17 protein-coding genes and 1 pseudogene are annotated in these 16,427 nt (G+C 69.7%); 8 read left to right on the top strand and 10 right to left on the bottom strand.

The annotated features are described in order from the left end of the window. Positions 1-5: 5 nt before the first annotated feature. The 4 genes from GPX89_RS14115 to acsA are packed head-to-tail and all read right to left on the bottom strand — an operon-like array spanning position 6 to position 5,226. Positions 6-1,454, bottom strand: a complete 1,449-nt coding sequence (locus tag GPX89_RS14115) for a 2-oxo acid dehydrogenase subunit E2 (protein WP_328601802.1) — start codon at positions 1,452-1,454, stop codon at positions 6-8. 1 nt (position 1,455) lies between these two features. Then, positions 1,456-2,424 carry an alpha-ketoacid dehydrogenase subunit beta gene (locus GPX89_RS14110; protein ID WP_157387880.1) on the bottom strand — a complete coding sequence of 323 codons (969 nt, stop codon included), beginning with the start codon at positions 2,422-2,424 and terminating at the stop codon, positions 1,456-1,458. Continuing rightward, positions 2,421-3,347: a pyruvate dehydrogenase (acetyl-transferring) E1 component subunit alpha gene (gene pdhA / locus GPX89_RS14105; RefSeq protein ID WP_198347457.1), complete on the bottom strand. Its 927-nt coding sequence runs from the start codon at positions 3,345-3,347 to the stop codon at positions 2,421-2,423. Before pdhA ends, GPX89_RS14110 begins: the two co-directional genes overlap by 4 nt. A 52-nt stretch (positions 3,348-3,399) precedes the next feature. Further along, a complete protein-coding gene (gene acsA / locus GPX89_RS14100; protein ID WP_198347428.1) occupies positions 3,400-5,226 on the bottom strand; it encodes an acetate--CoA ligase in 1,827 nt (608 codons plus the stop codon). Between the two features lie 183 nt (positions 5,227-5,409). Here acsA and GPX89_RS14095 point away from each other — a divergent pair, with 183 nt between their 5' ends. The 3 genes from GPX89_RS14095 (at position 5,410) to GPX89_RS14085 (ending at position 8,906) form a co-directional block, all read left to right on the top strand. After that, positions 5,410-6,057, top strand: coding sequence for a DUF2267 domain-containing protein (locus tag GPX89_RS14095; protein WP_157387879.1), 648 nt, complete (start codon positions 5,410-5,412; stop codon positions 6,055-6,057). Between the two features lie 13 nt (positions 6,058-6,070). Then, a complete protein-coding gene (locus GPX89_RS14090; RefSeq protein WP_157387878.1) occupies positions 6,071-7,222 on the top strand; it encodes a site-2 protease family protein in 1,152 nt (383 codons plus the stop codon). Between the two features lie 244 nt (positions 7,223-7,466). After that, positions 7,467-8,906, top strand: a complete 1,440-nt coding sequence (locus GPX89_RS14085) for a pyridoxal phosphate-dependent decarboxylase family protein (RefSeq protein WP_198347427.1) — start codon at positions 7,467-7,469, stop codon at positions 8,904-8,906. A 66-nt stretch (positions 8,907-8,972) separates the two neighbouring features. Here the strand turns inward: GPX89_RS14085 and GPX89_RS14080 are convergent, their stop codons facing one another. Next, the gene (locus GPX89_RS14080) at positions 8,973-9,374 is read right to left on the bottom strand and encodes a nitroreductase/quinone reductase family protein (RefSeq protein WP_157387877.1); all 402 of its coding nucleotides are present in this window, start codon (positions 9,372-9,374) and stop codon (positions 8,973-8,975) included. 88 nt (positions 9,375-9,462) lie between these two features. Between GPX89_RS14080 and GPX89_RS14075 the strand changes: the two genes are divergently transcribed. Next, positions 9,463-10,041: a TetR/AcrR family transcriptional regulator gene (locus tag GPX89_RS14075; RefSeq protein ID WP_157387876.1), complete on the top strand. Its 579-nt coding sequence runs from the start codon at positions 9,463-9,465 to the stop codon at positions 10,039-10,041. 8 nt (positions 10,042-10,049) lie between these two features. On the opposite strand, the gene GPX89_RS14070 is transcribed toward GPX89_RS14075, so the two are convergent. The 3 genes from GPX89_RS14070 to GPX89_RS14060 are packed head-to-tail and all read right to left on the bottom strand — an operon-like array spanning position 10,050 to position 11,995. Further along, complete coding sequence (locus GPX89_RS14070; RefSeq protein ID WP_157387875.1) at positions 10,050-10,925, bottom strand: universal stress protein; 876 nt, start codon at positions 10,923-10,925, stop codon at positions 10,050-10,052. Positions 10,926-10,943: 18 nt separating this feature from the next. Continuing rightward, positions 10,944-11,180 (bottom strand): SHOCT domain-containing protein, encoded by a 237-nt coding sequence (locus GPX89_RS14065; protein WP_235947120.1) that lies wholly within the window; start codon positions 11,178-11,180, stop codon positions 10,944-10,946. Between the two features lie 20 nt (positions 11,181-11,200). After that, positions 11,201-11,995, bottom strand: coding sequence for an SDR family oxidoreductase (locus tag GPX89_RS14060; protein WP_157387873.1), 795 nt, complete (start codon positions 11,993-11,995; stop codon positions 11,201-11,203). 179 nt (positions 11,996-12,174) lie between these two features. Between GPX89_RS14060 and GPX89_RS14055 the strand changes: the two genes are divergently transcribed. From GPX89_RS14055 to GPX89_RS14045, 3 genes are all read left to right on the top strand, one after another. After that, positions 12,175-12,888 (top strand): SRPBCC family protein, encoded by a 714-nt coding sequence (locus GPX89_RS14055; RefSeq protein ID WP_235947118.1) that lies wholly within the window; start codon positions 12,175-12,177, stop codon positions 12,886-12,888. Positions 12,889-13,014: 126 nt separating this feature from the next. After that, positions 13,015-14,028, top strand: a complete 1,014-nt coding sequence (locus GPX89_RS14050) for a hypothetical protein (RefSeq protein WP_198347426.1) — start codon at positions 13,015-13,017, stop codon at positions 14,026-14,028. Between the two features lie 23 nt (positions 14,029-14,051). Next, a complete protein-coding gene (locus GPX89_RS14045) occupies positions 14,052-14,624 on the top strand; it encodes a hypothetical protein (RefSeq protein ID WP_157387872.1) in 573 nt (190 codons plus the stop codon). Between the two features lie 3 nt (positions 14,625-14,627). On the opposite strand, the gene GPX89_RS14040 is transcribed toward GPX89_RS14045, so the two are convergent. Continuing rightward, on the bottom strand, positions 14,628-15,194 hold the full coding sequence (locus tag GPX89_RS14040) for a GNAT family N-acetyltransferase (RefSeq protein WP_157387871.1): 567 nt from the start codon (positions 15,192-15,194) through the stop codon (positions 14,628-14,630). Between GPX89_RS14040 and GPX89_RS14035 the strand changes: the two genes are divergently transcribed. Continuing rightward, entirely contained in the window at positions 15,193-15,693 is a 501-nt protein-coding gene (locus tag GPX89_RS14035) for a flavodoxin domain-containing protein (RefSeq protein ID WP_157387870.1), read from the top strand. The two genes, GPX89_RS14040 and GPX89_RS14035, sit on opposite strands and share 2 nt — an antisense overlap. 29 nt (positions 15,694-15,722) lie before the next feature. Here GPX89_RS14035 and GPX89_RS14030 read toward each other — a convergent pair. Next, positions 15,723-16,349 (bottom strand): annotated as a pseudogene (locus tag GPX89_RS14030) (DUF4389 domain-containing protein); the annotation flags it as partial. Positions 16,350-16,427: the final 78 nt, after the last annotated feature.

Raw genomic sequence — 16,427 nt, 5'->3', positions numbered from 1 at the left:
GGTTTTCAGAGCTCCTCTGGGGTTTGCAGGAGGTCGGCGAGGATGTGCAGGAAGCGGGCGCCGATCGCGCCGTCGGTAGCGCGGTGGTCGGCGGACAGCGTGGCGGTGAGCTGGGGGCGGACACCGAGCAGGCCGTCCACCGCGCACGGGCGCTCGGTCACCGCGCCGAAGCCGACGATGGCGACCTGGGGTGCGGCGATGACGCCGTACACCGAATCCACGCCCAGGTCACCGAGATTCGTGACGGTGATGGTCGCGGGCGTGGCGTCGGAGGAGCGCAGCCGCACGGCGCGGGCACGCTCGGCCACGCCGCGCATGGCCGCCATCAGCTCCGGCAAGGCCAGCCGATCGGCGTCGGGGATGGTCGGGACGATGATGCCGCCCGCTCGCATGGAGACCACGACACCGAGGTGAACGGCGGTGGCCGCACGGAATTCGTCGTCGATCCAGTGTCCGTTGAGTTCCGGCACCGCCCGCGCGGCGCGGGCGGTGGCGGCCAGCAGCAGCGCGGCGGGCAGCATCCGCTCCGTCACCGGCACGCGCCGGTTGTACTCGGTGAGCCAGCGCTGCGCCGCGGTCATATCGATGGTGCTCGACAGGTAGTAGTGCGGCACGGTGCGTTTGGATCTGGTCATCGCGGCGGCGATCAGCTTGCGCACCTCCGCCGGATCATGTTGGGGCGCAAGCGGTTGCCGCGCAGCCGGAGGGATCGGGGCCGACGCGGATTCGGGCGAGGCCGGAACCGGGCGCGCGGACTCCCGCTGGACGGCCGGCGCCTCGCCACGCTGAGAAGCGGCGGCGCGCACGTCGACCGCGCGCACCGCTCCCCCGGGGCCGGTACCCGCGATCCCGGTCAGGTCCACCTCGGCCTCGCTCGCCAGCCGCCGCGCGTACCCGGTGGCGCGCACGTGGGCGCGGTGGCCGTCGCGGCGTTCGACGACCGCGCGGTCGACATCGGCCCGCACGATCCGGCCGCCGGGTGCCGAGCCGTGCACCGTGGCCAGGTCGATCCCGGCCTCGGCGGCGAGGCGGCGCACGAGAGGCGTTGCACGGAAGGCGGATTCATGACCGTCGTGCTCGTGCTCGACCTGCTCGTGTTCGGCGGCGACCGGCGCGGCCGGTGTGACCGGCCGCTCCGAAGCAACAGGGGGCGCGGGAGCGGACTCCGGCTCGGGGGTAGCAGCCACGGCAGGAGACGACCCATCAGGGCCGGAGGTGGCGGCGGTTTCGATGGTCGCCAGCGGGGTTCCGACAGGGACGGTCGCGCCCTCGGGGACGAGGATCTCCCCGATCACGCCGTCGTCGAAGCATTCGACCTCGATCGCCGCCTTGGTGGTGTCGACCTCGGCCACCACATCGCCCTGGTGCACGGCGTCGCCCGGCCGGACCCGCCATTCGAGCAGGGTTCCCTCGGTCATGTCCGCGCCGAGCGAGGGCATCCGGAATTCGGGCACGTCAGCTCACCGCCTTGCGCACGGCGGCGACGACGGCTTCGGGTTGCGGCAGCGCGGCTTCCTCGAGCTGACGCGCGTAGGGAATCGGAACCTCGGCGGTGCACACCCGCGCGATCGGCGCATCCAGCTCGTAGTAGCCGTATTCCGCTGCGCGAGCCGCGATTTCGGCGGAGATGCCCACGCTGCGCCAGCCTTCGTCCACGACGACCAGCCGGTGTGTCCGCGCGATCGACTCGAGCACGGTCTTCTCGTCGAGGGGGCGCAGGGTGCGCAGGTCGATCACCTCGGCGGCGAGGCCCTCACCGGCCAGCTGGTCGGCGGCGGCCTCGGCGACCCGCAGCGCGCCGCCGTAGCTGACCAGGGTGACATCGGTTCCGGCGCGGCGGATGGCGGCCGAGTCGATATCGACCGCGCCCGCGTCGGCCGCCAGTTCGCCCTCGGTGTTGTAGAGCGCGATCGGTTCGAAGATCAGCACCGGGTCGGGATCCTGCAGTGCGGACCACAGCATGCCGCGCGCGTCGGCCACGGTCGCGGGCGAGAGCACCCGCAGGCCCGGGATGTGCGCGTAGAACCCCTCGAGGCTGTGCGAATGCTGTGCTCCCAGTTGGCGTCCCGCGCCGGTGGCCATCCGGATGACCAGCGGCACCCCGAGCTGACCGCCGGACATGTGCCGCAGGGTGGCAGCGTTGTTGAGGATCTGGTCCAGGGCGAGCAGGCTGAAATTGACGGTCATGATCTCGACGATCGGGCGCAGCCCGCCCATGGCCGCGCCGATGCCCGCCCCGACGAAGGCCGATTCGCTCAGCGGGGTGTCCCGGATGCGCTCCGGCCCGAATTCGTCGAGCAGGCCCCGGCTGACGCCGAAGCAGCCGCCGTAGGCGCCCACGTCCTCGCCCATCAGGAAGACCCGGTCGTCACGGTTCAGGGCTTCGCGCAGGGCTTCCCGCATGGCGTCGCGATAGGTGGTCATCTCGTCTCCGCGTACACGTGGCGGGTCAGGTCGGTGATCGGTTCCAGCGGTGCGGCTTCGGCGAAAGCGACCGCGGCGTCGATTTCGGCGTCGACCTCGGCTTCCAGCTTGACCTGGGCGTCGGGTTCGACCGCGTCGGCGGCCCGCAGGTCGGCGAACAGCCGCGGAATCGGATCCCGCTCCTTCCACTGCGCGATCTCGGCCTTGTCGCGGTAGCGGTCGGCGTCGTACATCGAGTGCGCGCGGAACCGGTAGGTGCGCAGTTCCAGGAAGCACGGACCGCGCCCGCCGCGAATGGATTCCAGCGCCCGCCGCGCCGCCGCCGCGACGGCGACCGCGTCCATGCCGTCGACCGGCCAGGAGGCGAGGCCGTAACTCGCGGCGCGCAGCGACAGATCGGTGACCGCGTGTTCGCGTTTGAGTGCGGTCCCCATGGCGAACTGGTTGTTCTCACAGGCGAACAGCACCGGCAACCGCCACAGCGCGGCCAGGTTGAGGCATTCGTGGAATTCGCCCTCGGCGACCGCGCCGTCGCCGAACAGGCACACCGTCACCGCGTCGCGGCCCCGCAGCGAGTCCGCGAGCGCGAGCCCGACCGCGACCGGCAACCCGCCGCCGACGATGGCATTGCCGCCGTAGAAGCGGCGCTCGCCGTCGAACAGGTGCATCGAACCGCCCCGGCCGTGGCTGCATCCGGTTGCGCGGCCGTACATTTCGGCCATGATGGCGTTCATCGGGACGCCCCTGGCCAAGGCGTGCCCGTGCTCGCGATAGGTGGAGACGACGGCGTCACCGGGTTCGAGCTCGCCCAGCAGGCCCGCTGCCACCGCCTCCTCGCCGATCGACAGGTGCAGGAAGCCGCGAATGGCTTCGGCGCTGTAGAGCCGCACACAGCGCTCCTCGAACCGGCGGATGCGAATCATCTGCCGCAGCAACTCGATTCGCTCCAGCGCCGCCGGCTTGGTCAGGTGCTCGTTATCGGTGGTCACCGGCGTTCTCCAAGGTCGAGACGTCACCTTCGGGCAGGCCCCGGTCGCGGGCCTTCAACAGCCGGCGCATCACCTTCCCGCTGCGGGTGTGCGGCAGGGCGTCGGTGAACACGAGCTGTTTGGGTGCGACAGCGCCCAATTGCCTTCTGCCGAAGGCGATGATGTCGTCGTGCAGCTCCTCGGTGGGCTCGTGTCCGGGCCGCAGTTGCACGAATGCCTTGACCAGTTCGCCCGCCACCGGATCCGGTGTGCCGATGACTCCGGCCTCGGCGACGGCGGGATGGGCCATCAGCACGCTCTCGACTTCGAACGGCCCGATGAGGTGCCCGGCGGATTTGATGACGTCGTCGGCGCGGCCGACGAACCAGAAGTATCCGTCGCGATCGCGGCGTGCGAGGTCTCCGCTCAGATACCAGCCGTCGGCGAAAGCCCGCGCGTACTTCGCGGTTTCGTTCCAGTAGCCGCGGAACATCGAGGGCCAGCCGGCGCGCAGGGCGAGCTCGCCCACCTCGTCGTCGGCGGCGTAGTCGACCGCGCCGTCCTGGACCGCCGCGCGCCCGTCCGGGCCGCGGCGCAGGATGGTGGCCGTGATCCCGGGCAGCGGGCGGCCCATGGAGCCGGGCCGGATCTGCTCGGCCGCCAGGTTGGCGATCATGATCGCGCCGGTCTCGGTCTGCCACCAATTGTCGTGCACCGCATGGCCGAGCACCCGTTTGCCCCAGACCACGGCCTCGGGATTGAGCGGTTCGCCCACGCTGGCGACGAAACGCAGACAGGACAGATCCGTGCCGGGGGGCAGCTCGTCACCGCGGCGCATGAGCATGCGCAGCGCGGTGGGTGCGGTGTACCAGACCGATACCCGTTCGGCGGTGAGGATGTCGTACCAGCGCCGGGCGTCGAACTCGGCCTCGTCGCTGATCAGCGTGACGCCCAGGGTCAGGGGCGCGATGACGCCGTAGGTCATGCCGGTGACCCAGCCGGGATCGGCCGTGCACCAGAAGATGTCGCCGGGTCGCAGATCCAGGGCGTAGTGCGCGCTGACCCGATGGGCGAGCACCGCGCCGTGCACGTGGACCGCGCCCTTGGGCATGCCCGTGGTACCGCTGGTGAAGTGCAGCAGGGCCGGGTCCTCGGGACCCGTTCGCACGATGGGGAATTCATCGGAGGCCGCCGCCATCGCCGGGGGCAGGGCGGCGGTGTCGTCGAGCGGCGGATCGTCGAGTCCGACATCGGTGAGCAGCACGTGGCGCAGCGCGGGCAGCGCCGCGCGATTCGGGGCGACCTTGCGCCGGTACTGGTCCGCGGTGGTGATCAAGGTGGTCGCGCCGGAGATCTCGAGCCGCTGCCGCACCGGTTCCGGGCCGAAGGCCGAGAACAGCGGCACCACGACGCATCCGGCCTTCCACGCCCCGAGGCAGGCCACGAACAGCTCCGGGGTCCGGCCCAGCAGCAGGCACACCCGATCGCCGCGTCGCACACCCGCATCGCGCAGCACATTGGCGAATCTGTTACTGCGCGTGGCGAGTTCGGCATAGGTCACGGTGGTGACACCGCCCGCCGCGGCCAGCCAGCGCAGCGCGGGCACGTCTGCCAGCGGCGTGCCCAGATGCCGGTCGACGGCCTCGTGCGCGATGTTCACACCCCCGCCCGGCAGCCCGTCGAGGGCCGCGCGCGCGGCGTCCCAGCCGAATCCCTGGTACGCCATGTCGTAGGCGGTGAGATTGGCCTCGGCGCGTTCTTGCGCCGTCTTGTCTATCGGTTCCCAGTGCATCGATTCCCGCACCGGCGAGTCCTGGTGGTTCGCGGTTTTCATCGGTACCTCCCGTATCCAGTCAACGACCGGGACCCCGGGCCGGGGCAGGGCGTAAAGGCCATTGGCGTAGTGACCTCCGTCGCCGGTGCCGTGGCAGGAGTCCTCTGCCCAGTTCGGCCCCGCCGGGCGCACGCTCGAGCCGGTACCCGTATCGCTCGCTCACATACCGAAAGGCCGTGTCCGATGAGCCATCACACCGATCCGTTCGCACCCGGCGTGCACACCGCCCACGAATGGCTGGCGGCCGTGGCCGCCGCCATCGACACCGAGGACCGCTTCGTCGCGCATCGCGCGCTGCGGGCCTGGCTGCACAGCGTGCGCGACCGGTTGAACATCCATGCCGCCGCGCATCTCAGCGCTCAACTGCCCGAACTGCTGCGCGGCATGTTCTACGAGGGCTGGGTGCCCGGCCACGTGCCGGTCGGCCACGATGTGGCCTCGTTCCTCGCCCAGTTCTCCCACGCGGCGGGTGTCACACCGGAGGAGGCCGTCGGGCTGGCGGGCGTGGTCACCGACACGATGGCCGATCTGTTCTCACCCGGCCAGATCGATCACGTGTTCGCCCAGCTGCCGGTCAAGCTGCGGTTCATTCTGCTCGGCACGGACCTGACGCAGGTGTCCGCCGGTGCGACGCTGCTCGCCGAACCGCCGCTGTCGCAGACCGAGGATCTCGAACGCCGCCTGAACGCGCTCACCGCGGCCGTCGCGACCCTGGTGCACGGCCTCGAATTCCCGGCTACCGGCGAATTCGACAGCGCCGACGGGTTTTCCGCCGCACAACGCGCCCACCGCATCCTGCTCGCCGAGGGCCTCACCGGCCCCGCGCACTGATCCGAGGAACATCATGCAGATTGGATCCACCATCCCGCTCGGCCGCGTCGCCGGCATCCGTATCGCCGCGCACTGGTCGGCCGGGGTCACCGTGGGGCTGTTCACCTGGATACTGGCCACCTACCTGCGCGGGACGGCGAGCACCGCGACCATCTGGGTGGCGGCGATCCTCGGCGCGCTGGCGCTGATCGGCTGCCTGCTGGCGCACGAGCTCGCGCATTCGATCGTGGCCGCCCGCAACGGGGTTCACGTCGAGCGCATCGTGCTGTGGCTGCTGGGCGGGGCCTCCGAGCTCGCCGACGAACCGCGCGACGCCCGCACCGATCTGCGGGTCGCCCTGGTCGGGCCGGGCACCAGCCTGCTGCTCGGGACCGCCGCCTACGGCGCGGCGGCCGTCTCCTCGGTGTTCTCCCCCGGCGGCCCGGTGACCGCGACCCTGGTCTGGCTGGCCACCGTCAATATCGTTCTCGCCGTGTTCAATATGCTGCCGGGCGCGCCCCTCGACGGCGGCCGGGTGGTGCGGGCCCTGCTGTGGCGGCGCAGCGGTGACCGGCTGCGCGCGGAAACCACCGCCGCCCGCATCGGCCAGTTCCTGGGCGTGGCCCTGGCGCTGCTCGGTTTCGCCGAGGTCCTCGTCGGCGGCTCCTTCGGCGGACTGTGGGCGATCCTGCTCGGCTGGTTCCTCTACACCGCCGCCAATAGCGAACTGATGCTGTCGGGGCTGCGACATCGGCTGGGCGACACCACGATCGGCGAGATCATGACCCCGTCCCCGGCCGCGGTCGCCGCGACCTGGACCGTGGACGATCTGCTCCACTCGAACCTGGTCCACACCCGGCACCGGGTCTTCCCCGTCGTCGACGCCGAAGGCCGCCCCCACGCCGTGCTGGCCTGGGCCGACCTGCTGCGCCCGCGCACCCCGATCCAGGCGGGCACGACGTTGGCGGAACTGGCCCGCCCGCTCGCACCCGCGGCGATCGCGGGCACCGACGCCCGCGTCGCGGACGTCATCGCCCGAATCGTCCTGCGCCCCAGCCTCGATGCCATCGCGGTGGTGGATACCACCGGCCGCCTCGCGGGCTTGGTCACCGCCACCGACCTCGCCCTGGTCTGCGACCGCTCCGCCCTCGGCCTGCCCACCCACTCCGCCCCGACCGCCCACTGATCCCGCCCGCCGGGCGGGATCGCGGCGGAAGCCGAGGCGTCCGGCGTCCCGATCGGATGACCAAGATCAAATCTTTACCGGGGAACCCGTGCCGCTAGCGCTCGGTGACGGTTGCGGATCCTACGATCCCGATGTCCTGAGCAGGCAACTCCGAATAGAGGGTGTGAGCACGACAATGGTGTCAGGGGCTTCGGTGGGGTTCGAGGGGCGAGGGTCGCAACGGTCGGCGGCCGAGGGTGATTCGGTGTTGGCGGTGCATCCGCGGGCCTTCCGCGATGAATTGGTGTCGAGTGCGCAGTGGGTGGCCGAGTATCTCGCGAATCTGGACCAGGGGCCGGTGACCCGGCGGCTGCCCTCGGCCCTGCGTCGACGGCTGGGCTCGGGCGGGCTGGCCGAGCACGGCGGGGATCTGTTCGCGATCCTCGATTTCGCCGAGGAGTCGCTCGCGCCCTATCCGACGGGCAACGGGCATCCGGCGTTCTTCGCCTGGATCAATTCCCCGCCGTCACCGGCCGGGGTGATCGCCGAACTGCTGGCCACCGCGATCAATGCCACCTGCGGGATGGGCGAGCACGCGCTGATGGACCTCGAACGCGGGGTGATCGCCGATCTGGCGCGGCTGGCGGGCATGGCCGACACCACCGGCGGGGTGCTCACCAGCGGTGGATCCATGGCGAATCTGCTGTGCCTGGCGGCGGCGCGGCACTGGTTCCTGGAACGCCGTCAGGCCCTCGACGGCCCCGAATACGATGCGGCGCACGGTCGTCTGGTCGTCTACTGCGGCGCGCAGGCCCACATGTCGGTCGCCAAGGCCGCCGCGGTGATCGGCATTCCGCGTTCACGGGTGCGGGTCATCGCCACCACGTCCGACCGCCGCATGGACGTGGCCGCGTTCGCGGCGGCGGTGCGCGCCGACCTCTCGGCCGGGCTGCTGCCGTTCTGCGCGGTGTCGAACCTGGGCAGCACGCCCACCGGCGCGATCGACACTCCCGCGCCGATCACCGCCGTCTGCCGTGAGCACGGCATGTGGCATCACGCCGACGGGGCGTGGGGCGGGCTCGGGGTCCAGGTGCCGGGATGGGCGCCCGCCTACGACGGGATCGCCGAGATCGATTCTCTGACGGTCGATCCGCACAAGACGCTGTCGGTCCCGGTGGGTTGCGGCGCGGCGCTGGTCACCGATCCGCAGCGACTGCGCGCCGCCTTCGGGTTCCGCGCTTCCTACCTCGACAGCGACGAAAACCTGCCGTGGATGTCGGAATACACCTTCGAGCTGACCCGGCCCGGCACCCGTGCCCTGGCCCTGTGGGCGACGCTGCACCAGCTCGGTCGCAGCGGAGTCGCCGCCCTGCTCGAACACTACGACCGGATGGCCGGCTATCTGCGCGAGCGCATCACCGCGCATCCCCGTCTGGATCTGCTGGCCTGCGGGCCGCTTCCGGTCGTGTGCTTCCGCGTCCACGGCATCACCTCACACGTGGCGCTGGCCGAGGCGGTGCAGAACCGCGGGCGCGCCTACCTGGCGACCGTCGACTACGACGGCGACACGGTCCTGCGGGCATGCATCTGCAACCACCGCACCGGCACCGAGCACATCGATACGCTCATCGACGAGATCCTCACCACCGCAAAAGAACTCGATCCCGATCCCGAATCCGGCCGCGCCACCGCGCAATTCGCGTAGCCGCCACCGCGAGGGCCCGGCATGCACCGTGCATGCCGGGCCCTCGCTCGTCCGGTAGGGGTGGCTTCAGGCTGCTTCCGGGACGGCGGGCGCGACCGTCGCGCGCAGGAACTCGGGGGCGGCGAGCACGTATCGCAGCATGAGGCGGATCGGCAGGGGCATATCGGCGGCCTTCGGGTCGCGATACACATGGGGATTCGTGAGCCGATGGTGGTGGCCGAGGTGCACGAGGTCGAACGACCCCGCAGCCTCGACATTGCGCACCCAGTCGGAGGTGCTGCCGTAGGTCAGCGCGATGACGAAGTCGTCGCCGCGGCGAAAGGCCCACAGCGGGGTTCGGAAGGTGCGGCCGGACTTACGGCCGCGGTGGACGACCAGGGCCCAGCCCGGCAGCCAGGGCGCGAGGAAGCGGGTGAGCCGATTGAGGCCGTACTTGTTGGTCTGGGCGAGCCAGCGCGGCATGGGCATCGGAGAAACTCCTCATTTGTGGAATTATCTGATTCGACGGTAGCCCCGCCGCGACCAGAAAGTCAACGAGTGTAGAGTTTCCGGCACCATGCCACCGATAGGACGCCGACCCGGCAGCGCCGACACCCGCGCGACCCTGCTCGACACCGCGCGAAAACGCTTCGCCGAGAACGGATACGACCGCACCTCCGTCCGCGATATCGCCACCGCGGCCGGAGTGGATCCCGCGCTGATCCGCCACTACTTCGGCAACAAAGAGGGCCTGTTCCGCGCCACCATGGGCTGGCCCTTCGACCCGGCCGAGCTCGCGGCCCGCATCGTCGACGGCGAACTCGACGGCATCGGGCCACGGCTGGCCCGGGTCTTCCTCACGCTCTGGGATCAGCCCGAATCACGCGGCCGCCTCGAGGCCATCCTGCGCGGCGCGGCCACCCATGAGGAATCCGCCACGCTCGCACGGCAATTCATCCAGGACCAGCTCTATCAGCTGGTCGCCGCCGCGCTGCCCGGACCCGATGCCGAGCTGCGCATCGACCTGGCGATGGCGCAGCTGCTGGGCATCGCCTACCTGCGCTACATCCTGAAGGTCGAACCGATCGCCTCGGAATCGGTCGACAGCCTCGTGGATCGGGTCGCGCCGGTGATCACCGCTCACCTCATCGGCTGAACGGCGTCTCAGCGGCTGGGCACCACGATCATCGGGCACTCGACGCTGTGCAGCAGGGCATTGCTGGTCGAGCCGAGCAGCATCCCGGCGAAGCCGCCGCGCCCGTGACTGCCGACCACGAGCAGTTGCGCGTTGTCGGTGGCCTCCAGCAGCGACTGGATCGGGCGGTGGCGCACCAGGATTCGGCGCACCGCGACGTCCGGGTAACGTTCGCCGAACCCGGCCAGACGTTCGGCCAGCAGCTCGGTCTCCCGCTCGCGCACCAGGTCCCAGTTGGACAGGGGCAGGCCCGCGCCGCTGGTGTCGCTCCAGGCGTGCAGGGCGTCCAGGCCCACCTTGCGGCGGGAAGCCTCCTCGAAAGCGAATTCGAGGGCGGGCACGCTGTTCGGGGTCCCGTCCACGCCGACCAGCACCGGCTTCTCCGCCGAGACCGGGTCCAGCGCAGGGTTCGAATGGACCACCGCGACCGGGCAGTGCGCGTGCCGGGTCACCGCGGTGCTCACCGAGCCGAGCAGGGCGCGTCCGAACGCGCCGTGCCCGCGACTGCCCACCACCAGCAGGCGGGCCTGCCGTGACCGGTCGATGAGGTACGGGATGGGCAGCTCGAAAGTGACTGTCGTATCGATGGTGACGGCATCGCCGACTGCGGCGTTGCGCGCCACCCGGCTCGCGTCGGTCACCACGCGCTCGCCTTCCAGGCGCATGTAGTCGGTGTCGGTGTCGATCAGCATCGCGCCCGGCCCCCACCCGCCGGGGACCGCCACCGAGGTGACGATCTCCAGCGGAGCGCCGTGCAGACCCGCGTCCACGGCAGCCCACGCCACGGCGGCGTGGGATACGACCGACCCGTCGGTCGCCACGATGACGGGTGGATTACCGGTCATGATCGGCTTCCTCTCCGGCTACTGCCGCGCGCCCGAAGCACGCAGCGCGGCAAGGCGATTGGTGTACTCGTTCTCGTCGATCTCGCCGCGCGCGAAGCGCTGGGCGAGCAGTTCCTGCGGGGACGGGGACTCGTAGCGCGGCGTGGTGTCGCGATCGGAGAGCGCGAACTTCACCGCGACGGCGATGCCGCCGATGACCAGGACCCAGAAGATCAGCATCGCGATGCCCATCCCGGCGTATCCCCAGCCACTCATATCGTGGCCGTACCAATACATCATGGCGAAACCTCCAGTTCGTTCCTGTCGCCATTGCCGCCGGCGGCGCCGGATGTTTCCAGCACCCCGGCCTGACCGGTGGTCGCGCCGCCGTCGACGACGAATTCCGAACCGGTCGAGAAGGTTCCCTCGGTGATGAGGAAGCGCACCATCGCGGCGACCTCTTCGGGTTCGCCGAACCGCGGCAGCGGCTGGGTGGCGGCCATCGACTCGTCCAGGCCCGCGGTCATCGCGGTGTGGATGGGCCCGGGGTGCACCGAGCACACCCGGATGTCGGAGGAACCCAGTTCCAGCGCAGCGGCTTTGGTCAGGCCGCGCAGCCCCCACTTGCTGGCGACATAGCCGCTGATGCCCGCGTAGCCCATCAAGCCCGCGGTCGAGGAGATATTGACGATCGTGCCGCCGCCGGCGGCGCGCAGGCGCGGTGCGGCCAGGCGAATGCCCAGCCACGGCCCGTACAGATTGACATCGAGGACGTGGCGGAACAGGTCGGGCGTCTCCGTTTCCACGGTGCCGAAGTCCAGGATTCCGGCATTGTTCACCAGCGCGCCGAGCGGGCCGAACTCGCGTTCGGTCTCGTCGAGCACCAGCCCCCACTCCCGCTCGTCGGTGACGTCGAGAATCTGGAAGCGTGCGTGCGGCGCAAGCGATTCCGCGAGCCTGGTCCCGTCGTCGACGAGCAGATCCGCGATGACCACGCCGAAGCCCGCCTTCACCAGTTCCTTGACCACGGCCGCGCCGATTCCCCGCGCTCCGCCGGTGACGATGGCGCTCCTGTTCGCGAACTCCGTCATGCCGTCTCCTCCGTTCGATCCGAATCCGGTGTTCGCTCACAGCATCCCGCTCCCGCCTCGACCTGCGGGACGGCCGAAAGTCACCTGTTCAGAGGGCGGATGTCGGGCCTTCGGTCCCTGCGGGAATTCCGGCGTACGGCCGAGGATCGAATCGAGCTTCCATCGAGAGGAACACACCCATGAGGACATCGTCGGCGATCGCGATCGGATTGACCTCGGCGGTCACCGGGCTGGCGGCCGGCTACCGGCTCTTCGCCCGGAACGCATGCGTCACCTGGGGCGCCACCGCCGAAGAGGTGGGCGCGGCCCTGCCCGGTGACGGCCTGCTGCCCGACGCCGGGACGGTCACGACACGCGCCATCACCGTCGCCGCCACACCCGAGCAGATCTGGCCGTGGCTGGTGCAGATGGGTTCGGGCCGGGGCGGCGCCTACACCTATGACTGGATCGAGAACCTGCTCGGCCTGGACATGCACAGCGCCCACGAGATCCTGCCGCAGTTCCAGCAGCTCGCGGTGGACGATGTGCTGCCGCTGGGTGAGAAGGGCCCCGCGCTGCGGGTGGCCGCGCTGGATCGGCCGCACGCCATGGTCCTCGCCTCGACCGACCACCATTGGGTGTGGGCGTTCGCGCTGCGCCCGACCGCCGACGGCACCCGCCTGATCAGCCGCAATCGCATTGCGCTCCCGGATGCCGGTGTGCTGCAACGCTTCTTCTACATGCTGGTGATGGAGCCGGGCAGCTTGATCATGGAGGCCAAGATGCTGCGCGGCATCAAGGAGCGCGCCGAGCGCACCGTGCCGCCCCTGCCCGCACCGGTGGTCGACCTGCCCGAGCAGCCGAGCGACACCCCGTATGTCCCGAACTGGCCGACCCGGGTGCTCGGGGACTGACCGCGACCGGGCCCCGGCGTGCCGCCGGTGTCCGGGTGTGGCGCCCGTTCATGATGAGGCGGAATCAGCCTGCTCGTCGGTTACCCGATCGGATCCACCCGATTTCAGCGAAAGGCGGTATTCACCATGATCAGCGCGGCTTCGGAGGCGGTGTCCGGAAATCCGGCGGCCTTCACCTGGGTGACGGCGGTATCCATGCTGGCGTTCTGCGCCATCCTGTGGGTCATCGTCGACTACATGCGCACACATCCGCGACCCGCGATGTGGGTGTGGGGACTGTCGCTGCTGACGTTCCCGATCTGGATCTGGGGACCCGGCCACGATATCGGGCTGATCAACTGGTTCTCCTGGGCCAAGATCCTCTCGGTGCTCATCCCGCTCACCCTGGTCGGCGCCATGCGGATCGCGGTGGCCGAGCAGCGCCCCGGCCGGGTGTGGGAGATCCTGCGCAATCCGCGATTCCTGTGGTTCCCGTACGCGATCCTGTTCCTCAATATCGCCGAGGCCACCCTGCGCGACGCCCAGATCGGCAACTACTGGAACGCCGCGGTCGGGCTGGGACTGTGCCTGACCATTCCCTACTGCCCACGCTTCTGGGAAGTGCTGCCCGGCCGCAATGCCGAACTGGTCGCCTACACGACCATGGCGTGGAACTTCCTCTACACCACCTGGAATCTGTGCTTCACCTTCGGCGGCTATCCGCCCAAGGAGGAGCATTTCGCCGCCAGCATCTGCATTCTCGCGGTCGCCGAGATCTATCCGCTGGTCAAGCGCCGCCCCGAGCTCTACATCATGGCCCGCATCTACACCCTGCCGGTGCTGATGCTCGTCATCGCGATCTACAACATCTTCCCGAAGGTGATGCCCTCGGACGGCTGGTTCAACAACAATGTCTGGATCGTCTGGGGCATAGTCAATTTCGTACTCACCATCCCCTATCTATTCTGGTACACCTGGCAGCTCGAGACCGGCCGCTCGTTCATCTACTTCCGCCGCGGCCGCGCCCGCGAGGACTTCCTGCATCAGCACGGTGACCAGGTCCGCGACCTGATCGCCTTCGCGGACTCCCTCGATGCCGCGACCGACACCCACGGCCGCACGGCCCGCACCACCGACACGCCGGAGCGGTCACTGCCTTAGCTCTCGAAAGTCGAATTCAGATGATGGACAACCGATCCGAACAATCTCCACTTCCGGTCGGACAGGCCGCGCTCGCCGTCGCACGGTGTGTCGCGGCCACCGTCGGGCTGCTGGCTCGCCGGCGCATCCACATCCCGCGCGGCAATGTCGGTCTGCGGCTGGGTTTCGCCGACGGGACGACCGCCGCCGTCTTCCGGGAGACGGAGATCGCCGGGGCGAGCCGCCGTGACCCGTGCATTCTGGTGGTCGAATTCACCCTGCGCGGGGTGCGCGGTCGCGGCCATGCGCTGTTCCGCCGCGAAAGCCTGCTCAACACCATCCTTTTCGCCGGATTCCCCGGCCTGATCACCAAACTCTGGCTCGCCCACGACCAGCGCGGCGCCTATCGCGGGCTCTACGAATGGGATGCCCCCGCCCTCGCCGAGTCCTATGCCCGTGCCCTGTGGGGGATCCTGGCCCTGGTGAGCGTCCCCGGATCGATCCGCTACCACGTCATTCCCGGGCTGGGCAGGGACGAGTTGTTCGCTGCCGCGGGCACGTTCGCCGAGGATTCCTCGCGACCGTGGTGGCGTCCGACCGCCGTCACCCCGGCCTGACCCTCACCAGGCCAGGACGGCCTCGGTCTCACCGTCGACGATGCGGCCGGTGGGCCGGAATCCGAGGGAGCGATAGAACCCGGCCGCGCTCCCCGGACCCGGTAGATAACTCACGTACAGCGCCGTGGTGCCGCGCGCCTTCAGGTGCGCCGCCACGATCTCGATCGCGCGCCGGCCGTACCCCCTCCCCTGATGCGGTCCCGCGATCATGAAGCGCCACAGCGAAACTCCGGGCTGGCCGGAATCCATGGCCAGGTCGAGCATGAGGAAGCCCACGGGCTCGTCGCCGTGGTAGATCGCGCGAAACCATGCCGCGTCGGCGAAATGCGCCTGGGCGATGGATGTGCCGTTGTCGACCACCCGTTTCCGCTGATCTCCCGACAGCGTCTCGCTGAGTCCGCACACCTCGTACACCGTTTCCGCGGTGATTCTGCGCAACGTCACGTCCACCGGACGCGGGTCCTCCGGCCACGGCCGGAACCCCGCCGAGTTACTCGGGACCTTGTGCTCTGTGAGCGCGGCCGGAGTCGGAGTGGTATGGGAGGTGCCCGGTTTCGAGGAGGCGGTCATGAGTCGAGATCCTGTTCTGGTCGTTTATGGTTCCAAGCGCGGTGGTACCGCGGAGATCGCCGAGTGGATCGGTGAATCGCTGCGGGCGGCCCACGTTCCGGCACAGGTGCGCGCGGCCCGTGAGGTGCACTCGCTGGAAGGGTTCGGGGCGGTGGTGCTGGGCGGGGCGTTGTATACCGGCCGATGGCACCGCGATGCCCGCCGGTTCGCCCGGCGGTTCGCCCGGCAGCTGCGCGAACGGCCCGTCTGGGTGTTCGCCAGCGGGCCGCTCGACACGTCGACCGACGACGGTTCGGATGGAAACGCCTTCGGCGCCAAGGCTGTACACAAATGCGCGAATCGGGTCGACGCCCGCGGGACCGCGCTGTTCGGCGGGCGGCTCGAAGCCACGGCCCGGGGCTTCCCGGCCTCGGCCATGGCCAAGAAGAACGCCGGGGATTTCCGTGATCGGTCTCGGATCGAGGCGTGGGCCAAGGAGATCTCGGCCCGCCTCGGTTGACGGTGGCCGCGATCTCAGTTCGCGGCCGGTTCCCGCGGTCCCTGATCCAGCCGGAACGGCGGGTACTCGTCGGTCAGCAGGGCCGAGTAGGCCAGGACCCGATAGAACCAGCGGTTGACGCCGATGGCGAAGCCGAACAACCCCTTCGGGTAGCGGCCGGTGAACAACAACGCCACGGCCGCGATCAACACGAGCACGCCGATCAGCGGAATCGTGGTGCTGCCGTTGTTGTCGCCGGAGTTCCCACCGAGGACCACGCCGCCGCTGAACAGGGCGGCCAGGATCAGGTAGTGCGGAACGGCCAGCAGCCACCACTTCACCAGGACCAGACCGCGCGAGAGCTGCTGCGGGTAGTCGACTTCCAGATCAGCGGGGTAGTCGGTCTGCTGCAGCGTGAACGGCGGATACCGGTCGGTGCCCAGCGCGGCGTAGGTGTAGAACTGCACGCGCCACGACCAGCGCATCACGCCCACGGCGAAGTCGAACAGGGACCGCGGGTAGCGCTCGGTGAACAGGATCGCGAACCAGGCCACCACCGTGACCACCCAGAAGGCGATCCAGAGGAAGAACAACACCACGTAATGCGGTATGGCCAGAATCCATTTCACCAGCCACAGCCAGCGCGAGAGCGGTTCGTCCAGGTCGCCGCGCAGCCGCACCGATCCGGTCACGCGGGGCGGCGGTAGCGCGACATTGTCGGGGTGCAGGGTGGGTTCGGGGTTCATGACATTCTC

It is taken from the genome of Nocardia terrae, assembly GCF_009760405.1.
Lineage (GTDB): Bacteria > Actinomycetota > Actinomycetes > Mycobacteriales > Mycobacteriaceae > Nocardia > Nocardia terrae.
Note: the sequence above shows the minus strand (reverse complement) of the source record. Positions and strands in the feature narration are given on the sequence as shown.